Source organism: Nitrospirota bacterium, assembly GCA_040752355.1.
Classification (GTDB): domain Bacteria; phylum Nitrospirota; class Thermodesulfovibrionia; order Thermodesulfovibrionales; family Dissulfurispiraceae; genus JBFMCP01.
The window spans coordinates 77,356-98,750 of record JBFMHE010000009.1 but is presented as its reverse complement, the minus strand read 5'-3'; the positions used below and the strand labels follow the sequence as shown (position 1 = coordinate 98,750).

Annotated in this window: 16 protein-coding genes and 1 pseudogene; all 17 read left to right on the top strand. The window is 60.5% G+C overall.

Annotated elements, in window-relative coordinates; all coding sequences use genetic code 11:
• Nucleotides 1-5 precede the first annotated feature (5 nt).
• The 17 genes and pseudogenes from AB1805_08400 to cdaA all read left to right on the top strand — a co-directional run bounded on the left by AB1805_08400 (nt 6) and on the right by cdaA (nt 21,376).
• Nucleotides 6-659: a DedA family protein gene (locus AB1805_08400; protein MEW5745438.1), complete on the top strand. Its 654-nt coding sequence runs from the start codon at nt 6-8 to the stop codon at nt 657-659.
• Nucleotides 660-751: 92 nt separating this feature from the next.
• Entirely contained in the window at nt 752-2,425 is a 1,674-nt protein-coding gene (gene murJ / locus AB1805_08395; protein MEW5745437.1) for a murein biosynthesis integral membrane protein MurJ, read from the top strand.
• 16 nt (nt 2,426-2,441) lie between these two features.
• Nucleotides 2,442-3,071, top strand: a complete 630-nt coding sequence (locus AB1805_08390; GenBank protein ID MEW5745436.1) for an MBL fold metallo-hydrolase — start codon at nt 2,442-2,444, stop codon at nt 3,069-3,071.
• Nucleotides 3,068-4,795 carry a phosphate/phosphite/phosphonate ABC transporter substrate-binding protein gene (gene phnD / locus AB1805_08385; protein MEW5745435.1) on the top strand — a complete coding sequence of 576 codons (1,728 nt, stop codon included), beginning with the start codon at nt 3,068-3,070 and terminating at the stop codon, nt 4,793-4,795. Before AB1805_08390 ends, phnD begins: the two co-directional genes overlap by 4 nt.
• A 26-nt stretch (nt 4,796-4,821) precedes the next feature.
• Entirely contained in the window at nt 4,822-6,462 is a 1,641-nt protein-coding gene (locus AB1805_08380) for an ATP-binding protein (GenBank protein MEW5745434.1), read from the top strand.
• The gene (locus AB1805_08375; protein ID MEW5745433.1) at nt 6,449-7,846 is read left to right on the top strand and encodes a sigma-54 dependent transcriptional regulator; all 1,398 of its coding nucleotides are present in this window, start codon (nt 6,449-6,451) and stop codon (nt 7,844-7,846) included. Before AB1805_08380 ends, AB1805_08375 begins: the two co-directional genes overlap by 14 nt.
• Nucleotides 7,847-8,010: 164 nt before the next feature.
• Nucleotides 8,011-10,050, top strand: a pseudogene (locus AB1805_08370) (sulfite exporter TauE/SafE family protein).
• 206 nt (nt 10,051-10,256) lie between these two features.
• On the top strand, nt 10,257-12,341 hold the full coding sequence (locus tag AB1805_08365) for a molybdopterin-dependent oxidoreductase (GenBank protein ID MEW5745432.1): 2,085 nt from the start codon (nt 10,257-10,259) through the stop codon (nt 12,339-12,341).
• Nucleotides 12,342-12,353: 12 nt separating this feature from the next.
• Nucleotides 12,354-12,866, top strand: coding sequence for a 4Fe-4S dicluster domain-containing protein (locus AB1805_08360; protein ID MEW5745431.1), 513 nt, complete (start codon nt 12,354-12,356; stop codon nt 12,864-12,866).
• Between the two features lie 22 nt (nt 12,867-12,888).
• The gene (gene nuoD, locus AB1805_08355; protein MEW5745430.1) at nt 12,889-14,091 is read left to right on the top strand and encodes an NADH dehydrogenase (quinone) subunit D; all 1,203 of its coding nucleotides are present in this window, start codon (nt 12,889-12,891) and stop codon (nt 14,089-14,091) included.
• Between the two features lie 57 nt (nt 14,092-14,148).
• Entirely contained in the window at nt 14,149-14,715 is a 567-nt protein-coding gene (gene nuoI / locus AB1805_08350) for an NADH-quinone oxidoreductase subunit NuoI (protein MEW5745429.1), read from the top strand.
• Nucleotides 14,716-14,788: 73 nt separating this feature from the next.
• A complete protein-coding gene (locus AB1805_08345; GenBank protein ID MEW5745428.1) occupies nt 14,789-15,304 on the top strand; it encodes a 4Fe-4S dicluster domain-containing protein in 516 nt (171 codons plus the stop codon).
• Nucleotides 15,301-16,602, top strand: a complete 1,302-nt coding sequence (locus AB1805_08340; GenBank protein MEW5745427.1) for an FAD-dependent oxidoreductase — start codon at nt 15,301-15,303, stop codon at nt 16,600-16,602. The genes AB1805_08345 and AB1805_08340 overlap by 4 nt, the downstream gene beginning before the upstream one ends.
• 369 nt (nt 16,603-16,971) lie before the next feature.
• The gene (locus AB1805_08335) at nt 16,972-17,769 is read left to right on the top strand and encodes a 2Fe-2S iron-sulfur cluster-binding protein (GenBank protein MEW5745426.1); all 798 of its coding nucleotides are present in this window, start codon (nt 16,972-16,974) and stop codon (nt 17,767-17,769) included.
• Nucleotides 17,766-19,742, top strand: a complete 1,977-nt coding sequence (locus tag AB1805_08330; GenBank protein ID MEW5745425.1) for an FAD-dependent oxidoreductase — start codon at nt 17,766-17,768, stop codon at nt 19,740-19,742. The genes AB1805_08335 and AB1805_08330 overlap by 4 nt, the downstream gene beginning before the upstream one ends.
• A gap of 33 nt (nt 19,743-19,775) precedes the next feature.
• The gene (locus AB1805_08325) at nt 19,776-20,471 is read left to right on the top strand and encodes a hypothetical protein (protein MEW5745424.1); all 696 of its coding nucleotides are present in this window, start codon (nt 19,776-19,778) and stop codon (nt 20,469-20,471) included.
• Nucleotides 20,472-20,572: 101 nt separating this feature from the next.
• A complete protein-coding gene (cdaA, locus tag AB1805_08320; protein ID MEW5745423.1) occupies nt 20,573-21,376 on the top strand; it encodes a diadenylate cyclase CdaA in 804 nt (267 codons plus the stop codon).
• The last annotated feature ends 19 nt before the right edge of the window (nt 21,377-21,395 follow it).

Sequence of the window (21,395 nt, the reverse complement as noted above, 5' to 3'; positions counted from 1 at the left end):
CGCCCATGGAATTGATTGCCGGCTTTATCGATATCTTCGTGCACCTGGACAAATATCTCAGTATGGTCATTCAGCAGTACGGCACGGTGACCTACGTAATCCTCTTCCTCATCATTTTCTGCGAGACCGGATTCGTGGTCACGCCCTTTCTGCCCGGCGACTCGCTGCTCTTTGCCGCAGGGACCTTTGCGGCGATGGGAGCGCTCGACCTGTCGTCGCTCCTGGTGCTCCTTACGATCGCGGCGGTGGCCGGGGATACGGTCAATTACTGGATCGGCTCCCTGGTGGGGCCGAAGGTGTTCTGCAGGGATGATGTGCGCTTCCTGAACAAGAAGCATCTCGAGCGCACCCATCATTTCTATGAGAAGTACGGGAGCAAGACGATCATCATCGCCCGTTTCGTGCCGATCGTCCGTACCTTCGCCCCCTTTGTGGCGGGTATCGGACGCATGACCTACCGGCGCTTCATAAGCTACAACATCATCGGCGGCATTTTATGGATTGCGGTATGTGTCTTGGCCGGCTATTTCTTCGGCAATCTGCCCCTGGTCAAGGAGAACTTCTCGCTCGCCATACTCGCCATTATCGTTGTTTCCATCATGCCGGGCGTCGTCGAGATCGTCCGCCACCGCCTGAGGGCATCCCACGCAGCCGAGTAGAGGCGCCGAAGCGAGCCGGTCATGATCGCCCCGCCTGGCCGGCTGCCGCGGCACACCGTATAACACTATATTGTTATAATACCGATGAGTGTATGAGCGCCAAGGGAAGAATAGCACGGGCGGCAGGGGTCATGTCCATCGCCACCTTTATCAGCCGGATCCTCGGCTATATAAAGGATATGATCCTCGCCGGGATCTTCGGCGCTACGGCCGTCGCCGACGCCTTCTTCGTCGCTTTCAGGATACCGAACCTTCTCAGGGAGCTCTTTGCCGAGGGCTCGATGTCGTCGGCCTTCGTTCCCGTGCTGACGGAATACCAGACAAAGCACGGGCACGAAGAGGCGAACAGGCTCGCCCGCTCGGTGTTCCTCTTCATCCTCGTCGCGGTAGGGCTCCTCTGCGTGCTCGGCATCGTCTTCGCCCCCGCCCTCGTCACGGTGATCGCACCCGGCTTTCTCGACGACCCGGGCAAGTTCTCCACCGCAGTCCTCCTGACGAGGATCATGTTCCCCTTTCTCCTCTTCATCAGCCTTGCCGCGCTCGCCATGGGGGCGCTCAACACGCGGAGGGTCTTCTTTATTCCGGCCCTGGCGCCGGCCATGCTCAATGTGGTCACGATCGTCTGCGTGCTGTCGCTCGCGGACCGGTTCGAGAGCCCCATCATCGCCGTTGCGGTCGGCATCGTCGCGGGCGGCTTGGTTCAGTTTCTCTTCCAGGTCCCGTCGTTCCTGAAGCAAGGATACTACTTTTTCAGGGGCCGGCAATCAGCAGTCGGCAATCAGCCGTCAGCCGTCAGCCATCAGCCATTGCCGGGTATCCATCACGCATCACGGCCGTTGTGGCATCCGGGGCTCAAGCGGATCGGGATCCTTGTCATTCCGGCCACGGCGGGGCTTGCGGTGAACCAGATCAACATATTCATAAGCACCATCCTCGCTTCGTACCTTCCCGAAGGGAGCATAACCTATCTGTACTATTCGATGCGGCTCATCCAATTCCCCATCGGCATCTTCGGCGTCGCCATGGGCATGGCGGTGCTGCCCGCCCTCTCGGAGCATTCGGTCCGCGGCGAGATGGATAAGCTGAAAGAGGATTTTTCTTTCGCGCTCCGCCTCCTCTTCTTCATTACCATCCCGGCGATGGCCGGCCTCATCGCCCTGAAGATTCCCATCGTCGCCACGCTCTTCCAGCGGGGGAGGTTCGGTCCTGAAGCGACGATAGCCACTGCCGACGCGTTGATGTTCTATGCCCTCGGCATCGGCGCTATCGTCGGGGTGAGGACGATAGCGGCTGCCTTCTATTCCATACAGGACACCCGGACCCCGGTGAAGGTCGCGGCGGCGGCGATGCTCGTCAATATAGGGTTGAGCCTGCTCCTCATGGGGCCGATGCAGCACAAGGGGCTCGCCCTCGCCAATGCCCTCGCCGCGGGGGTCAACTTCCTGATGCTCTTCTCCCTGCTGCGCACGAGGCTCGGCGGTATGGGAGCAGCGGGGATCGGCCTCTCCTTCGGGAAGACGCTCCTCGCCTCTGCCGTTATGGGAGCGGCAGGGTGGAGCGCTGCGCAGAGCGATCTCTGGATGGCGAGCGGGCAGGGCCTCTACAAGGCAGCGTACCTCGGCGGCGCCATGGCTTTCTGCATGGTGGTGTACTTCACCGCCGCTTATTTGCTAAAAAGCGAAGAAATGGGGTATATCATAAATAAAGTAAGGAGCAAGAGGCTGGAATCCAGAATCCAGAATTCAGGAGCCAGAAGTCAGGAGTAAGAGGAGGGGAGGTTCGATGGTTATCAAGACAGTGGTGGTAGGGCCTCTCCAGGTGAACTGCTTCATCATTGCCGATGAAGAGACGAGGAAGGCCCTGGTCGTCGACCCGGGCGATGAGCCTGACCGGATCATGGACCTTATACGGCAGCAGGGGCTCGACCTTCAGTATATCGTCTGCACTCATGGACATTTCGACCACGTGGGAGCGGTCATCGATATGAAACAGGAGACCGGGGCCCGGGTAGTGCTCCACAAGGACGACCTCGAGATTTATGCCGCTGCCAAGGAGATGGGCGCGCTCTGGGGGTTTGCTGCAGAAACGCAGCCCGAGCCCGATCTCTTCGTGCGCGACGGCGATACGATAGCGGTAGGGAACCTGCAGTTCCGCGTCTTCCATACGCCGGGCCACAGTCCCGGGGGTATATGCCTGTACAGCGAGGGGGTTGCCGTTACGGGTGACACGCTCTTCGCGGGCTCCATAGGCCGGACCGACTTCCACGGGGGCGATATAAACAGGCTGAAGCAGTCCTTCCGCCGGCTTATGGAGCTGCCGGATTCGACGAAGGTGCTCCCCGGGCACGGTCCCTCATCCACGATCGGCCGCGAGAGAAGCCACAACATGTTTTCAGAAGAATTCTTGAAGTGAAGCACAAGGCAGCAATCAGCAGTCGGCAATCAGCAGTCAGGAAATACTGCAAAGGCAAACGAGTCTTTGACTTCTCTGTACGCCTCCGCACGGTGCTTTCTCTTCTGTTTTCCGTCGTGTGGCTTTTCTCCTGCTCAGGTCAGAACGATAGCGCCCCGCGCCCTGCAGCCGCCGGACGGCAGGCGCCTTCGGATTCGAGCGCTCCTCCGCTTGTCCTCTCCATCCTGCCGGTCGAGAGCGCCGGCGCCATGTACCAGCGGTTCCTGCCGCTCAAATATTACCTCGAGCGGTCATTGAACGTGCCGGTGGTCATCCGGATCGCCAAGGACTACGAGTCCGCCATTAACGAGCTCGGAAGCGGCCAGGTGCATATGGCGTATCTCGATCCCGCAACATACTGCGAGGTGAGGGCGCGCTATGGCGCCCGGGTCGCTCCCCTGGTCAGGTCCTCGGGAAAAGGGAGTGCGTCGTCGCGGAGCGTGCTGGTCGCGAAGAGCAGCAGCCCCATCGAAAAGATCGTCGAGGTCAAGGGTAAGCGGCTCGCCTTCGGCAGCCGCCAATCCTCGTTCAGCTATCTCATTCCCCTCGCCATGCTGAATGACGTGGGCATCGGGATAAACGATCTCGCCTCCGCCAGTTACCTTGAGCAGGAGGACCGGGTGGCCCTTTCGGTCCTCATCGGTACGTACGAGGTGGGAGCGATGAGCGAGGCGGTGGCGATGAAGTATGCCGACGACGGGCTGAAGATCATCAAGCGGTCGGAGATCGTGCCCCAGTTCGTCCTCTGTGCCTCGGCGGTGCTTCCGGCGCATCTCAGGAGCGCGGTGGTCAGGAGCCTCACCGTCGGAGAGGGCAGGGATACCCTTTTCGCGATCGATAAGGAGATGGAGTTTACCGCTGCGGAAGACAGGGATTTCGATGTCATCCGGGTCATGCTGAAGAACCTCACCGGCAAGAGTTATATCGAGTACGGGCCCAAAACGATCAAGGTGGCCGTGCTGCCGCTCTATTCAGCGGTGACGATCTACAACAAGTACGATCCGCTCATGCGCCATCTCTCGCGGAAGACGGGCTACGAGTTCAAGCTGGTGATCCCCAGGGATTTCGACGACTTCGTCCGGACGGTGAAACGGCGGGCCGTGGACTTCTCCTACCAGAATCCCTATATCTTCGCGCTGATCGACCGGGAGACGGATATCACGCCGCTGGTCACCACCGTGGACGAATACATGGAGGCCGGAGACCGCTTCAGGGGCGTGATCATCACCCGGAGCGACAGCGCCATAAAGGATGTACGGGGACTGAAGAACAGGCGGGTGCTCATCACCTCGCCGAAATCGGCGGGGGGGTATCTCTCCCAGCGGCTCTTCCTGATGCAGGCGGGCCTCGATACCGAGCGGGACATGAAGATCGTGGATGCGAAGCGGCAGGAGAAGGTCATCCTGGGCGTTTACAAGGGAGAGGCTGACGCCGGCTTTGTGCGCGAGTCGGCGCTGGACGTGGTCAAGGATGAAATAGACATGCGGAAGATACGGGTGCTCGCCCGTACCGCACCGCTTCCCAACTGGCCCTTTGCGCACTGCGGGACGCTGAGCCCGTCGCTGGTGCACCGGGTGAAGCTCCTCCTGATCGGTCTCGATGACCGGGAGATACTGGAGGCTGCGGGGGTCAAGCGGTTCAAGGCAGCGAACGAGGCCGAGTTCAACGCCCTCAAACAGTACTGACCATGCATTGCGCGCTCAAGCTCAACATGAAGAACCGCTTCCGGGCGATGAGCCTCGTCCAGAAGTTTTCGGTCTCGGTGGTCTTTCTCATCTTCATCATCATGGTCATCTTCAATGCGCTGATCGTCACCCACCAGCGCAAGGCGCTCAAGGCCGAGATGGACAGCAACAGTCTCGTGCTCGCCAAGAAACTCGCCAATGATGTTGTCGAGCCGCTGATGGTCATGGACCCGCTCAGGCTCGATGAGCTCGTCAGGACGACAGGGCAGACCCCGGCGTGCGTGTATGCCGCCGTTATCGACGGAGAGCGGAGGACGGTGGCCCATACGAACCGGAAGCTCCTGGGGGAGTTCATCCAGAGCGGGAACGACCGGCAGGTCACGCTCGCCGTGCAGCGGGGCGAGGAACGGATCGTCGATCTGCCGGGTGCCGAAGATATCCGGGAGATCATTATCCCCGTAAAGGCGGGCTATGACGTGATCGGAACGGTCATCGTCGGCTTCTCGCGCGAAGCGATCCGGACCACCATCGAGAGCAATCTGAGCGGGCTGAAGAAATATATTCTCCTCGTCTCTCTCGGCATCATGATCGCCGGGATCTGGGGCGCCTACAGCCTCGCCCGGTTCCTGGCGACGCCGATGCGGAAGCTGAAGCAGCAGATGGAGCTCGTTCAGGCAGGCAACCTCGACGTCGAGATCCCCTCCGAGAATATCCTGGACTGCGCCGCGGTGCTCAACTGCAGAACGAGGGAGTGTCCTGCCTACGGCAGGAAGCGGTGCTGGACCATACCGGGGACCATGTGCTTCGGCACCGTTCAAGGGGAGATGTCGGAGAAGATATGCGACTGCAGGAAGTGCATCGTCTATCTCGGCTCCTGCGGCGATGAAGTGGGAGAGCTCGTCGAGGGCTTCAACGAAATGATCAAGAAGCTCAAGAGCAGTATCCGGGAGCTGGAGGAGAGCAATAAGGAAAAGACGCGGCTCGAAAAGCTCTCCGCGCTCGGCGAGATGTCGATGACCGTCGCCCACGAGATAAAAAACCCCCTCAATGCCATCCGGGGCTCGGTCTCGTACCTCAAGCAGAATTTCGAGGGCGAGGTGCTCAGGGAGTTCCTGTCGGTCATCGATGACGAGACCAAGCGGCTGAACGAGATCGTGACGAGCATCCTCAGGTACGCACGGCCGATCCCGCTGAACCTGCAGGTCGCCGATATCAACCGCTTGGTGAGCGAGACGGTGGACCTCGTCCGCCAGGAGGCGACCGAGCGCAACGTGGAGGTGGCGCTCGCCCTCGATGAACGGATCCCTGCCTTCAGGTTCGATCCGCAGCAGCTGAAGCAGGCGCTGCTCAACGTGCTGGTGAACGCCCTCGAGAGCACCGATGCGGGCGATACGGTGAGGGTCGCCACCGAGACTTTTGACTCCCGGGTGCGCCTTGTGGTAAAAGATACGGGAGCAGGGATCAGCGAGGAGGCACTTTCCCAGATCTTCAAGCCCTTCTTTACTACCAAGACCCGGGGCTCGGGTCTCGGCCTCGCCTGTGTCGAACGGATCGTGAAGGACCACAAGGGGGATATCGCCGTGGTGAGCGCACCGGGCAAGGGCACGGAGGTGGCGATCACCCTGCCGCTCGGAGACCGGCAAGGAAGCGATCATGGAAAACAGTAAGGGAAGGATACTGCTCGTCGATGACGAGGCGAATACGCGCAAGGTGCTCTCCGCCATACTCGGCCAGAACGGCTATGAGGTTACCACGGCCCGCACTGCTGAAGAGGCGGTCGAGAAGCTGGCGCGGCGGGAGTTCGACGCGATCATCACCGACTATAAAATGCCCGGCATGAGCGGCGTCGATTTCCTGCAGGAGCTCAAGAACAAGGAGAACGGAGTGCCGGTTATCATGCTCACCGCCTACGGCACCATCGAGCGCGCGGTGGAGGCGATGAGAAGGGGGGCCTTCAGCTATCTCGCGAAGCCGGTCAATCCCGACCAGCTGCTGACCGTCACCAGGGAGGCGGTCGAGAAGCACCGGCTGATCCTCGAAAACCTCTCGCTCAAGTCCCAGCTCAGGGAGCGCCACAGCTTCAAGAACATCATCGGCAAGAGCCATGCCATGCAGGACCTGTATGCCCTGATCGAAACGGTGGCGAAGAGCGACTCCAGCGTGCTGATCACGGGTGAAAGCGGCACCGGGAAAGAGGTGGTGGCAAAGGCGATCCATTACGAATCGATGCGGGCGAACGGGCCGTTCATCCCGATCGATTGCGCGGCGCTCCCGGAAGAGCTCCTCGAGAGCGAGCTCTTCGGCCACGAAAAGGGAGCGTTCACCGGCGCCTACGGGCAGAAGGCGGGCCAGATCGAGCTCGCCAACGGCGGCACCATATTTCTCGACGAGATCGGCGAGCTCTCCCCGAATACGCAGAAGAAATTCCTCCGCTTCCTCCAGGAGCGCGAGATCCTCCGCATCGGCGGAAAGAACCGGATCAAGGTCGACGTCAGGATCATCGCCGCCACCAATCGCGACCTGGAAGCGGAGGTGAAGCGAGGGGCCTTCCGGGAGGACCTTTTCTACCGGCTCAACGTCGTTACGGTCGGCATCCCGCCGCTCAGGGAGAGGAAAGAGGACATCCCGCTCTTCGTCGGCCACTTTCTCGGGGAGTTCAACGAGGCGAACAAGAAGACGATCTCCGCCGTCGACAGCGAGGCGATGAGGGCTATGATGGAGCACGACTGGCCCGGCAACGTGCGGGAGCTCAAAAATATGATCGAGCGCGCCGTGGTGCTCTGTCCCTCCGATACGATAACCTTCCAGTACCTGCCCCGGAATATCCGCGACCTGCATGCGCCGGAGCGGCAGGGGGAGGAGACCTTCAACCTCGTCGAGATGGAGAAGCGGCTCCTCGTCCGCGCTCTGGAGCGGACTGCCTGGAACCAGACGAAGGCGGCCGAGATCCTCGGGATATCGAGGAAGCAGCTCAGGACGAAGATGAAGAACCACGGTCTCCTTTCGACCGGCGAGGAAACCGAGGACGATAGCGGCAGCGTGCTCGCGTAAGTCTACCCGTAACTCTTGGCCTGAGAGTGGGGAGGACAGAGTGCTTCCACTTCATTCTCGACAGGCATCCGGCCCGTCTGCGAGGCTGGATCAGTCCGCTTCACCATCCCTGGATTTCGCCTGGACTGATCAAGCCGCTCCAGCACTCTGTCCTCCCCACTCTTATGAAGCATCTCGATCCGTTGTCCTGCGTTTTGTCCCATTTGGGACAGCTTTCTGTTCGGCCTGTCCCAAATGGGACAGTTCCCCTCCCCGATTCTCTCCCGCAGCAGGGTAAATTCCATGTTAAATCAAAGGTTAAGTACAGCACCTCTGCTCCTTTTTTATGGCATAGTTATTGCTGTTTTTTATGGCCGGATAAGAAAAACTTAAGTGTTGCTCCATGCCGGACAAGAGAGGAGGGTGTTGAGGGGGAACGATACCACAAAACGGCAACTAGGCAGGTATCAGTGAAGGAAGGGGGGACGCAGGCGCCCTCCGCAGGGCAGCAAAAAAGGAGAAAAAAGGGAGGAACCTTTATGAAACGTTTCTGGGTGGCAATGGCAATTGCCCTTTGTGCAACCGTGATCATGCTCTATCAGAACGGTGCGTTCGCTCAGAAGCCGCAGGACGCGAAAGCCCCCGCGGCTCAGGAGCCGGCAAAGGCCGAAGCACCGGCAGCAGCGACAGCGGAGAACGTTACGATACAGCTCGATAAGACAACACTGAACAACGGCGGAACCATCGCGGTGACCGGTACTGCCCCGGCAGGGAAGCCGGTCTATCTCGAGGTCTGGGCCGAGAAGACCGTCCGGGCATCCCGCTTCGATTCGGATGTGGACAAGGATACCGGCAAGAGACCCTATGTCCTCTATATGACTTATGAAATGCCTGCGTACTACAAGATCTTCGTCCCGCAGGACCAGAAGGACAACCTCGAAAAGGTGAAGAAAGAGGGGAAGAAGTGGAGCTTCTCGAAGGCGCTGAAGGATGTGGGCGCCGACGCCGTCTATTCCGTGCCGGGCAAGGCGAAGATCGACCGGTACCAGGCGACCCTCATGGGGAGCATCATCGGCTCGCGCGGCGAGCTGCTTCCCGCCATGGACGAGAAGGAGAACAAGAAGCGCTCCATGCAGCTGGTGAAGGCGCGCTTCAGGGATGCGAACAAGGTGCTGGCCGCCGATGTGGTGGTTAACCCCGACGGTACGTACAAAGCGGATATAAAGATCAGGGAGGGCCTCGCTCCCGGCAAGTACTTCATCGTCGCCGCCGTCGACAAGAATGCGAAGAGCCAGCCCGCGACCTTCGAGAACAACATCGGCTTCCCGGTCGTCTATCTGAGCAACGCGGGCACGAGCCTCAACCTCTTCGGGCCGTTCCTGCTCACCCTGGCGATCGCGATCTTCGGCGTTCTCATGGGCGCCGGCGGCGGATTCATCATGAACCCCCTGCTCGTCTCGATCTGGCCCCTGCCGCACACGATCGTTGCAGGCACCGTCATGCCCACCGTGCTCTTCTCGCAGGGCAGCGGTATCTACAATTATTCGAAGATAAAGTTCATCAGCTGGAAGCTCGGCGTCGCCATCGGCATGGCGATGGTCGTGGGAGGTTTCATCGGCCCGAAGCTGACCGAGATGATTACGCTCGACCAGTTCAAGTTCGTCTTCGGATGGATCCTGGTCATCCTCGCCGGCCTGATGTTCTGGCAGACCACGCCGGGCTACATCGCCAAGAACAAGAAGGAGCAGGCGATCCTGAAGGAGTTCAAGAAGAAGGCTGAAGACGCCGCCAAGGGCAAAACGGCCCCTGCGGAAGCGAAATAAAGGAGGGCTGCTATGACCGTAGAATTCTGGGGACACGAATTTAAGGTAAATATATTTCTCGGATGCCTCGGCGGATTTCTGATCGCCATTGTTTCATCCATGTTCGGGTTCGGCGGCGGCCCCTTCATGGTGCCGCTCATGACCGTGGGCCTGGGCCTTCCGATGTATGTCGTCGTCGGGAGCTCGCTCCTGGCGATCTTCTTCAACACCCTGATGGGGACCATGCGCCACTACCAGTTCGGCAACTTCGACCTCGTCTTCTTCCTGATCATGTTCCCTGCGGCGATACTGGGCGGCTTCATCGCCCCGCAGATCGCGAAGCGGGTGAGCCCGCTCGTGGTCAAGAGAGTGGCGGTGGCCGGACTGCTCCTGCTGGCGCTGAACCTGCTGGGAGTTTACTAGAAGGAACATTGTATAATAAGGAATCGGGTGTATTATAATCTCCCGCTCCGGCGGGGGATATAATGCCGGGAATGCAGAAGACGAGAATGCTCTCCCCCCGCTCGCTTCTGCATTCCCTTTACTGCAGAGGGGGAGAGCGGGCAGCAGCGAACATAACACTATTTTCAATAGGTGGATAACCAAGGAGCCTTCCGGAGGGAATGAGTATGGGAGAAACAGCATCAGTATACAGTTTGTGCGGCATGTGCGCGGTGCGCTGCCCGATACGGGTCGAGACAGAGGACGGGGTGGTCAAGTGGATCGAGGGGAGCCCTCATGTCCCGGGTATGGAGGGGGCCCTCTGCGCCAAGGGATCCGCAGGACTCGCCTTCGAGTACGATGCCGAGCGGCCCCAGCACCCGATGATCAGGACCGGCGCGCGCGGATCGGGGCAGTGGAGGAAGGCGACCTGGGATGAAGCGCTCGACTATATCGCCGAGCGGCTGCAGGGGGTAAAAGAGCAGTACGGCGCCAGGGCGATAGCCCTCGCCGACCGGAGCGGGCCCTTCACCGACCTGACCAAGAGCTTCGTCAAGGCGCTGGGCTCCCCCAACTATCTCGACCACGACGACTCCTGCGCCAAGAATGTGAACATAGCGGCCCAGTCGCTCTTCGGGTACGGCCGCGGCGAGCTGAGCTACGACTTCGCCAATACGGACCATATCGTGCTCTTCGGAAGAAACATCTTCGAATCGATTCAGGTGAAAGAGGTGAACAACGTCCTGGATGCGCTCAATGCAGGGGCGAAGCTCACCTATATCGACGTGAGGGCGACGGTCACCGCCTCAAAGGCCGACAAGTTCCTGATGATCAGGCCCGGCACCGACTACGCCTTTACGCTCGCCCTGATCCATGTGATCCTGAAAGAGCGGCTCTACGATGCCGACTTCGTCAACAAATGGGTGACCGGCCTGGTGGAGCTCGAGACGTTCGTCGCGCCGTACACCCCCGAGTGGGCGGAGAAGGAGACCGGCATCCCTGCCCACGAGATCGTCAACCTCGCGAAGGAAGTGAGCAACGACAAGCCGAAGGTGATCTTCCACGGCGGGTGGATGCTCGCCCGCTACATCGATTCGTTCTATGCGAGCCGCGCGCTCTACCTCCTGAATGCGCTCCTGGGGAGCATCGAGACCAAGGGCGGGTTGATCATTGCGAAAGGCGCCAAGGACGCCGGGGCAAAGGGCCTGAAGTCCCTCGGCGACATCATCCCCGATGTACAGGACAAGATCGTCGATGCGGATATGGCGGGCAGGACGATGGGCACCGGCCATGTCGTCAACCTCTACAAGGCCATACGGACGGGTGAGCCCTATCCCATCAAGGCGTTTTTCGCCTACCGCTTCGATCCCCTGTCTGCGCTCCCCGATCCCGAAGCCCAGAAAAAGGTGCTCGACAACCTCGACCTCCTCGTCTCGATCGATGTGAACTACAGCGAGACAGCGTGGTATGCGGATGTCATCCTCCCGGAGGCGACCTACCTCGAGCGGTCGAACATCCTGGCGGTGCAGAAAGGCCCCAAGCCGAGCTTCATCATGAGGCGGCAGGCGGTCTCTCCGCGGTATGACAGCAAGCCCGCCTGGGAGATCTTCAAGCTCATCGCGGAGCGGATGGGAGCGGGCCAGTATTTCCCGTACAACAGCATCGAGGATATCTGGAACTACCAGCTCGAAGGGACCGGCGTCAAGATCGAGGACTTCGCTGATAAGGGGTCGGTAGGCCTCGCGCGGAAGCCGATCATGATGGACCGGAACGACCTGAAGTTCAAGACCCCCTCGGGCAAGATCGAGATCCTCTCGCAGGCGCTCGCGAAGAACGGCTTCGCGTCGCTCGCGCCGTATGTGAGCCCGAAGAAGCCTGCGGAGGGGTCGTTCAGGCTGACCTTCGGCAGGACCGCGGTGCACGCCCACGCACAGTCGCAGAACAACCTCTATCTCAACGAGATCGTCCCCGAGAACGTCCTCTGGATCAACGACGAGGAGGCGGACGCCCTCGGGATAAAGGACCGCGACATGGTGGAGGTGTCCGCCGACGGCTACAGCGGCAGGATCAGGGCCAAGGTCACCCCGTTCATCCATCCCGAAGCGGTCTTCATGCTGCACGGGTTCGGCAGCGAGATACCCCTCAAGACGAGGTCGTTCAAGAAGGGGCTCAGAGATACCAAGCTCGAGACCGGGCTGCTCGAGACCGTCGATCCGGTCGGCGGCGGCGTGGCGTACCTCGAATGCATGGTCAAAGTGAAAAAGGCGAAGTAAGGAGGAGCGAGTATGAGTCAGTATTACATATACCAGGATCAGAGGCGGTGCATCGGCTGCTATGCCTGCGAGGTGCACTGCAAAACGAAAAACAGCCTTCCGGTGGGGCCGCGGTTCTGCAGGATCATCCCGGTCGGCCCCAAGATGGCGCGGGGCATTCCGAAGATGCAGTTCGTCTTCATGCCCTGTTTCCATTGCGAGAAACCGTGGTGCGCCTCGGCATGCCCTACCGGCGCCATGCAGAAGCGCGCGAAGGACGGCATCGTCTTCGTGGAGCAGTCGCTCTGCGTCGGGTGCAAGTCGTGCATTACCGCCTGCCCCTGGGGCGTTCCCCAGTGGGACCCCGAGGTGGGGAAAGTGATAAAGTGCGACTACTGCAGGGACAGGATCGATAAGGGCCTCAAGCCCGCGTGCGTCACGAAGTGCACGGCCCATGCCCTCCACTGGGTATCGGCGGCAGAGGCTTCGGCGATGAAGCGCGAGAAGTTCGCGAAAGAGACCGTCGAGTTCGGAGCGATCTATTAACGGCGCAGCAGCGACGAGCGTGATGCCGGAACGTACGAAAGAGCCAAAGGAACAGGAGCTGACCATCAGCATGGGGCCGCAGCACCCTGCGACCCACGGGGTGCTGCGCCTTGTGCTCGAGCTCGAGGGCGAGACGGTCCTCAAATGCACGCCCCATATCGGCTACCTGCACCGGGGAGTCGAGAAGCTCGCCGAGGACCGGACCTATACCGCTGCCCTGCCGCTCACGGACCGGCTCGACTACATCTCGAGCATGGCGAACAACGTGGGGTATTGCCTCGCGGTCGAGAAGCTCCTCGCTATCGAGGTCCCCGAGAGGGCGAAGTGCCTCCGGACGATCATGTGCGAGATGGCGAGGATAAGCAGCCACATCATCTGGCTCGGGACGCACGCCCTCGATATCGGCGCGATGACGGTCTTCCTCTACTCCTTCAGGGAGCGCGAAGTCCTGATCGATCTCTTCGAAATGACCATCGGCGCACGGCTCACGGTGAGCTATCCCCGCATAGGCGGGGTGCGGTGCGATGTCTCGGACGAGTTCCTCGAGAGGCTGCATGCCTTCACCGAACAGTTCCCCTCGCGGATCGAGGAGTACGAGACGCTGCTCGACCAGAACAGGATATGGCTCCAGCGGACGAAAGGTATCGGGGTGATCAGCGCGGAAGAGGCCGTAAACTGGGGATTGACCGGCGCCACGCTCAGGGGGTCGGGGGTTGATTACGATGTGCGGAAGTATGCGCCCTATGATGCCTATGGCGAGGTCGAGTTCGAGGTGCCGGTCGGCAGGAACGGCGATGTCTATGACCGGTACCGGTGCAGGATGGAGGAGCTGCGGCAGTCGAACCGCATCATCCGGCAGTGTCTCGTGAAGCTCCCCCAGGGGCCGATACTCGCCGAGAACGCGCCGGAGCTCGACATGTCTGCGGAGGGGCATGCGAAGCTGGCGCCCGATATGTCGGCAGAGCACGCCTTCATCTCTCTCTCCGGCGAACAGGAAGTGCTCGTGCCCGAGGGCGAGATCTACGCGGCGACCGAGGTGCCGAAGGGCGAGCTCGGGTTCTATATCGTGAGCGACGGCAGCGGCAGGTCGTACCGGATGCGGGTGCGGGCGCCCTCCTTTGTCCATGCTTCGGTGCTGCCGAAGCTCTGCGAGGGGCACCTCGTCGCGGATGTCGTTGCGAATATCGGGACCATCGATATCGTACTCGGGGAGTGCGACCGGTGAGGAGGCGATGCCCTTCGTCCACCACGGGAAGCGTTCTATGATAAGGGACGGGTTGCTATGAAACTGAAAGAGCTGGCGAGGAGGGTATTCCTCGTCGAGATACTGAAGGGCATGTCCCTTACGCTCAAGTCGATGTTCACCCCTGCGGTGACACGGCAGTATCCCGAGGAAAAACGGGAGCCGTTCCCCGGCTTCCGCGGACGGCACGCCCTGGTGAGGGACCCCGGCACAGGGAGCGATAAATGCGTCGCCTGCCTGAAGTGCGCGACGGTCTGCCCCTCCCGGTGCATCAGCGTCGGCTATCGGGAGCAGGAGGATGGCAGCAGGGTCCTGGAGCGGTACGAGATAGAGGCGTTGCGCTGCATCTACTGCGGGTATTGCGAGGAGGTCTGCCCTGTCTGCGCCCTCGTTCTTACCGAGGTGTACGAGTACTCCGGCTCGTCGCGCGATGAGTTCCTCTTCGATAGAGAGCGGCTCTTGAAGAATTGGGACGACTTCGCGTCCCGCCTTGCCGGCGACACCTACTTCAACAAGTTCTGGAGGCTTCCCGGTATCGATGTCCGGAAGATGCCGACCGGCAAGCGGCTCCAGCAGCCTGTCCCGATACGACCCAGGAATCTCTAGAATACCGAGGAAAAGCTTGCCGCGGCGGTGCGAAGAGGCGCGCTATGCCGCCGTGATGATGAGGGAGGAAACCGTGGGAAAAAAGAGGAGTGCGAACAAGGTGAAGAGAGGCGAATTCTTGATCTCCCGCGAGCAGTGCGACGGATGCGGGGAGTGCGTGGTCCAGTGCAAAAAGACGCTTGAAAGCGGCGAGCCGTGCATACAGATTGTGACCGTCGGCGAACGATATGTCCCCATCGTCTGCCAGAACTGCCAGGACGCTCCCTGCATTACCGCCTGCATGCCCGGCTGCAGATACAAGGACGAGAAGCATAATCGCGTCGTGACCGACTATAAACGCTGCGTCGGGTGCTGGATGTGCGTCATGCTCTGCCCCTTCGGGGCGATCACGAGGGTCCCGAAGAAAGAGGGTGAGCACTTCGGCGTTGCGCGCAAGTGCGACGGCTGCCTCGACAGGACCGAGGCCCCCTGCATGACCGTATGCAAAGCCAGAGGCCTGCAGATAACGGACCCCAACGCCTATTCCGCGGAAAAGCGGAAGAAGGCCGCCCGCACCTATACGACGATCATCGACGGAGAGACGGAATGAGCTATGTGATTATCGGTAATTCGTATGCTGCCGTCGGCGCCATCGAGGCGATCAGGCAGGTTGACCGGGATACCGCGATCACCGTGATATCGGATGAACCCTACCGGTGCTACGCGCGGCCGCTCATCACCTTCTGGCTCGGCAGGGCGACCGCGACGAGGAACATGTACTACCGCCCCGCCGACTTCTATAAGAGGAAAAAGGTCGAGCCGATGCTGGGGAGGCGGGCGGCCTCGATCGATTTCAGCGGCAGAGCGGTCCTTCTCGAGAACGGCGACAGGGTCGCCTATGACAAGCTCCTTATCGCGACGGGAGGGAAGCCTTTCATCCCACCGATCAAGGGATACACTCCCGGCGTGAAGCATGTCCATACCTTTACCAAATGGGACGATGCGAAAGCCCTTTATGCGTTGAGCAAGAGACACAAGAAGGCAGTCGTCATCGGCGGCGGCCTTATCGGCCTGAAGGCTTCCGAGGGCCTGAACGATGTCGGGGTCGATACGACGATCGTGGAGCTGGGGCCGAGGGTGCTTGCCGTCGCTCTCGACGAGTACTCGGGACAGGTCGCGAGCAGGCGCCTCAACGACAACGGCATCAAGACGGTTACCGGCGTTACGGCGCAGGAGATCCTGGTAAACAAGAAGAACGAGGTGACAGGCGTTGTCCTGCAGGACGGCAGGCGGATGGAGTGCGGCATCCTGGTCCTCGCGATAGGAGTGCGTCCCAATGTCGATCTGGTAAAAGATACGGGAGTGAGCGTCGAGCGCGGCATCGTGACGGACGAGAGGATGCAGACGACGGTACCCGGCGTCTACGCTGCAGGGGATGTGGTCCAGAATTACAACATTCTCATGGCCCGGCAGGATGTCATTGCGATCGTGCCGCTCGCCTATGAGCAGGGGAGGGTTGCAGGGCTGAACATGGCGGGCCGGCATGCGGAGTACAAGGGCGGCATCGGCATGAATTCGGTAGAGATCTACGGTCTCCCCATCATGACCATGGGGCTCACCAACCCCGTGAGTGAATCACAGCAGTCGGAGGTCCTGGTGGAAGGGGAGATCTATCGGAAGTTCGTCTTCGAGGGGAACAGGCTCGTGGGCGCTATCCTCATGGGCCAGGTGGATTGCGGAGGGGTGCTGACCCATCTGATCCGCAGCAAGCGCGATGTAGAGCCGCTCAAGGAATACATCCGCAGAGGCGACCTCCTCGCCCTCTCGGCGTTTATCAAGACCGAGTGCTCGTGCTATTCCCCGGAATGGGTCAGGGCGCAGGAGAGCGGGTTTTATTTTTATAAATGATTCCCGATCCTCTCGCTGCAGCTGCGGGTGTACGGCAGTCAGATGATATAAAGCTGTGGCTTTAGAACAGCTTGAATATTTAGCTTGACTTTGGGTGAGTGCGCATAAATATAATTTATGTACTTATAAAGAGCGTCTAACAGAATGAGCAGAGGCGAGTCAGACAAGGCACAGTATGTTCGCTCATTCTCGGTCGATACGACCTCCGAGGCACCAGCTCGGAATCGAGTCGTACCGACCCGCTTCGTCATCCATGACTTCGCTCGGGCTGCTGATACCGCTCCACATACTATGCCTTGTCTGACTCTAAGTTCTTTCATTGTATTAGCGCCCGCATGAAGGCAGGAACATTCTATCAGAGGTGAGCGTATGGTACGGCTGACGATCAACGGTAACGCGGTGGAGGCTGAAGAGGGGACTACCGTCCTCGAGGCGGCCCGCCAGGCGGGCATCGGTATCCCCACCCTCTGTTATCACCGGGCGCTCGCCCCGCAGGGCGCCTGCCGGCTCTGCATTGTCGAGGTGGAGGGGCCCGGCCTGGATCGTACGGTTGCCACGTCCTGCAACCTGAAGATAACGAACGGCCTCGTCGTCGAGACGGACTCCCCCCTGATCGTGGAGATGCGGAAGACTATCCTCGCGCTGGTCTTTCCCGATCTCGTCTCGAGCCCCGCGCTCCTTTCGGCGGCGAGGGGCGAAGGAACAGGGACGAAGGCGCTCGCCGCAGAAAAGGAAGGCAGCTGCGCGCTCTGCGGCCAGTGCGTCAGGGTCTGCCGCGACCGCATCGGTGCCGCAGCGCTCTCCTTCGGCACGTCGGGAAAGAACAGGAACAGGGTGGTCGAGTATGTCGTGCTCTCGAAGGAGGACTGCATCGGCTGCGGCACCTGCGCCCAGGTCTGTCCTGTCGGCATCATAACCGTCGAGGACAAGGGGGCGGTCCGGAGGATCTTCCGCTCCGGGAAAGAGGTCAACCGGGTCAGGCTTATCGGCTGCGAGTCCTGCGGGACCCCGATCGCAACCGAAAAGTTCGTCGATTCGGTCCGCTTCAGGCTCTCGGGGCATCCCGAGGCGCGGGTGCATAATCTCTGCCCCGAATGCGCCCGCAACCATTATGCCGCGGCAATGGCCGAGGGAATCCCGGTAAACGGGGGGAGGAACGAATCATGACACAGCCGGTCTGCTACTGGAACCACAAGACGCAGGAGGAGGCGCTCCCCCTCCGCTATGCCGATAAGGATGTCGCCGCTATCGTCGGGTGGGGCGGCGTCCAGATTTTCAAGCCCGATATCGATGTCATCGACCTCTGCTACGAGTATTCGCAGGCGATAGTGGAGAGCTCCTGCGGCCAGTGTGTTCCCTGCAGAGTAGGGACCTCGGTGCTGTCCGACATCTTCAAGCGGTTCATCAAGGGAAAGGGCAAGCCGGACGACCTCGAGATGATACGCATGCTCTCCGAGACGATCTCCCGGACCTCGCGCTGCGAGATCGGACGGAGCTCGCCGGAAGCGTTTCTCTACCTCCTGGAACACTACCGCGATGACTTCGAGGCAGCGGCGAACGGGAAGAAGAGGGGCAGGCGCAAGTACCGTTACCGCTCTATCAGGACCGCTCCCTGCATGCAGGCGTGCCCGATCCACCTGGATATCCCGAGGTACATAGAAGCGATCAGGCTCGGCAAGTTCCGCGAGGCCCTCGATATCATCCGCCAGAAGCTTCCCCTTCCCGGCGTCGTCGGAAGGGTCTGCGTGAGGCCGTGCGAATCCAACTGCCGGCGCAGCCTCCTCGACGAGCCACTCCAGATAAAGCACCTGAAGCGGTTTGTTGCGGATTACGCTGCCGAGGGGAGAACGATGCCGAAGGTGCTCGAGTGGAAGAGCCACCGGGAGAAGTTTTTCTATGAGCTCGCGACCACCTCGGGACCCACGCTGGAGAAGAAGGAGCCCAACGGCATGAAGGTCGCCATTATCGGCGCCGGTCCCGCAGGGCTTACCTGCGCCTATATCCTTGCCCATCAGGGCTACGCGGTGACCATCTACGAGGCGCTCCCCGAACCGGGCGGCATGGCTGCGGTCGGCATCCCCGATTACCGGCTGCCCCGGCCCGTGCTGCGCAGGGAGATCGAGGAGATCGAGGCGCTGGGCGTGACCGTTGTCTACGGCAAGGGGCTCGGTACCCACTTTACGCTCGACTACCTCGAGAAAGAGGGGTACCGGGCGGTCTTCATCGGCATGGGCTGCCATTGCCACAAGAGGATGGAGATAGAGGGAGAGGACCATGGTTATTACGGATACATACCGGGTGTCCAGTTTCTCCGCTCGGTGAATCTCGGCTTCTTCGACGAGCTGCCGAAGGGAAAGAAAGTGGCGGTCATCGGCGGCGGCAACGTCGCGATCGATTGCGTCCGGAGCGCCTTCAGGGTGGGCTTCGAAGAATCCCACCTCGTCTACCGGAGATCCCGCAAGGAGATGCCCGCCGACGCCGTCGAGATCACCGATGCGGAGGCGGAAGGCGTGCAGTTCCATTTCCTGACGGCGCCGAAGAGGATCATCGGCGAGAGCGGGAAGGTCACCGGCCTGGAATGCCTGCGCATGGAGCTCGGCGAGCCCGACGCGTCGGGCAGGAGGAGGCCGGTGGAGGTGCCGGGCTCCGAGTTCGTCATCCCTGTGGAAGTGATCGTTTCCGCTATCGGGCAGGAGGGCGACTCGGCCTGCATCTGCAGGCTTCCCGGCGTGCAGGTGACCAAGAAAGGCACCATCGCCGTCAACGAGCATCTCATGACAACGCGCATGGGCGTCTTTGCCGGGGGCGACTGCGTGACCGGGCCGGATGTCCTCATCAGGGCCTGCGCACACGGGCGGCGCGCCGGCCTGAAGATCGACGCTTTCCTGAATGAAGGAAAGGTCGAACACTTCGATGAGGAGGAGGACGAGGCGTTCCTGAACCAGCTCCAGGTCTTCGATCCCGCGGAGCGGGTGAATATGCCCGGCGGCGTAAAGCGTATCCCCATCAGGCACGAGCCGGCGGTAGCGAGGAAGAAGGACTTCAGAGAGGTCGATAAAGGCTATACCGTACAGGAGGCGATGGACGAGGCGGGCCGCTGCCTGCGGTGCTACCGCGTCGTCACCTATGCCTGTAAATAAGCATCGGCAGCACGGCGCGCAGGGAGTAAAGCGGTGGTTATAGAGATTCTTTGCCGGGAGGGATGCGATGCCCTCGAGCATGCAAAAGACGTGGTGCGCAGGACCCTCGATTCCCTGGGTATCCGGCAGCCCATCGATGTAGTGAAGCTCAGGAATCACAAGGGCGGCGGCAAGTACGCCGGCCTTGCCGGCCCGATAATAAAAGTGAACGGAGAGCGGATTCTCTCACCCTCCCCGGGGCTGCCGGACAGCGAGATCTTGCGCTACAAGATCGCGCGGGCAGCGGGGCTCAGGACCGTCCTCTTCATAGGCAAGAATAACGCCGTCCGTTCACAAATGGCCGAGGGGATCGTGAACGACCGCTTCAAGGGGACCTGGGCCGCCTTTTCGGCGGGCCTGATGCCGGTGGATATCCCCGTCGATGTGATCAAGGTGATGCGCGAGCGGTCGATCGATATCAGCGCCAGGAGGGCGAAACATCTCGACCTGTTCAAAGACCTGAGCTTCGATAGAATCGTCATGCTCTGCGAGGACGCGAGCAAAGGGAGCCCCCGTCTCCCCGAGTACGCCGAACGCGAGTGCCTCTTCTTCCGCGATACCCTTTCCTCCAACGGCGCCCTCGACGGCGCGCTCTTCAGCATGCGGTCTACCTTCAGGGGACTGCGGGACGATATCGAAGAGAAGGTCGTGAAGTACCTCGATGGCATCAATGATTCCAGAGCACATTGATATGCTATAATTATTCTGTTGTCGCCGGAGAGGCCGGAGGAAAAGGATTGTGCGCCGCGTCCGGCTGTTTTTACCGCGTATTTCATGAGTGAGGAGCAGCAGTGCTGGAATTGTTCGGACAGCTCAGGTGGCAGGACCTCGTCGATATCGTCATTGTAGCGGTCATCATCTACCGCCTGCTCCTGATCATGAAAGGAACAAAGGCCGCCCAGATGCTCCTCGGGCTCGGCGTGCTGCTCATCGCCTCTTTCTTCGCCAAGTACCTGCAGCTCTATACCATGGACTGGATCATCCAGAGCTTCTGGGCGCAGGTCGTGATCGTGCTGATCATCCTCTTTCAGCCCGAGATCAGGAGGGCCCTCGCCCAGATGGGGGAGTCGTCCTTCTTCCAGAATATCACGGTCGCGGAGGAGCTGAAGTCGCTCGAGGAGATCGTGCGCGGCACCATCGCCCTGGCGAACCGCAAGGTGGGTGCGCTGATCGTCATCGAGCGCGAGGTCAGCCTGAAGGACTATGTCGAGATGGGGACCCAGCTCGATGCGAAGGTTTCGAAGGAACTGCTGCTGAGCATCTTCCATCCCACATCGCCGATCCATGACGGCGCGATCATCATCCGGGGCAACAGGGTGGTCGCCGCAGGCTGTTTTCTCCCCATCACCCTCGGCTCCGAGGTGAGCAGGGCACTGGGGACGAGGCATCGCGCCGGCATCGGGATCACCGAGGAGACGGACGCGGTGGCGATCGTCGTCTCCGAGGAGACCGGAACGATCTCGGTCGCGATGAGCGACAAGTTCGTCACCCATGTCGATATGGGGACCCTGCGGGAGATGCTGACCGAGCTCTTTACAGCGACCAAGAAGAGCAAAGCCGTGCCGAGGAGTCCCGAGGCGCTGGCGAATAAATAATATGTGCGGGACAACGTGC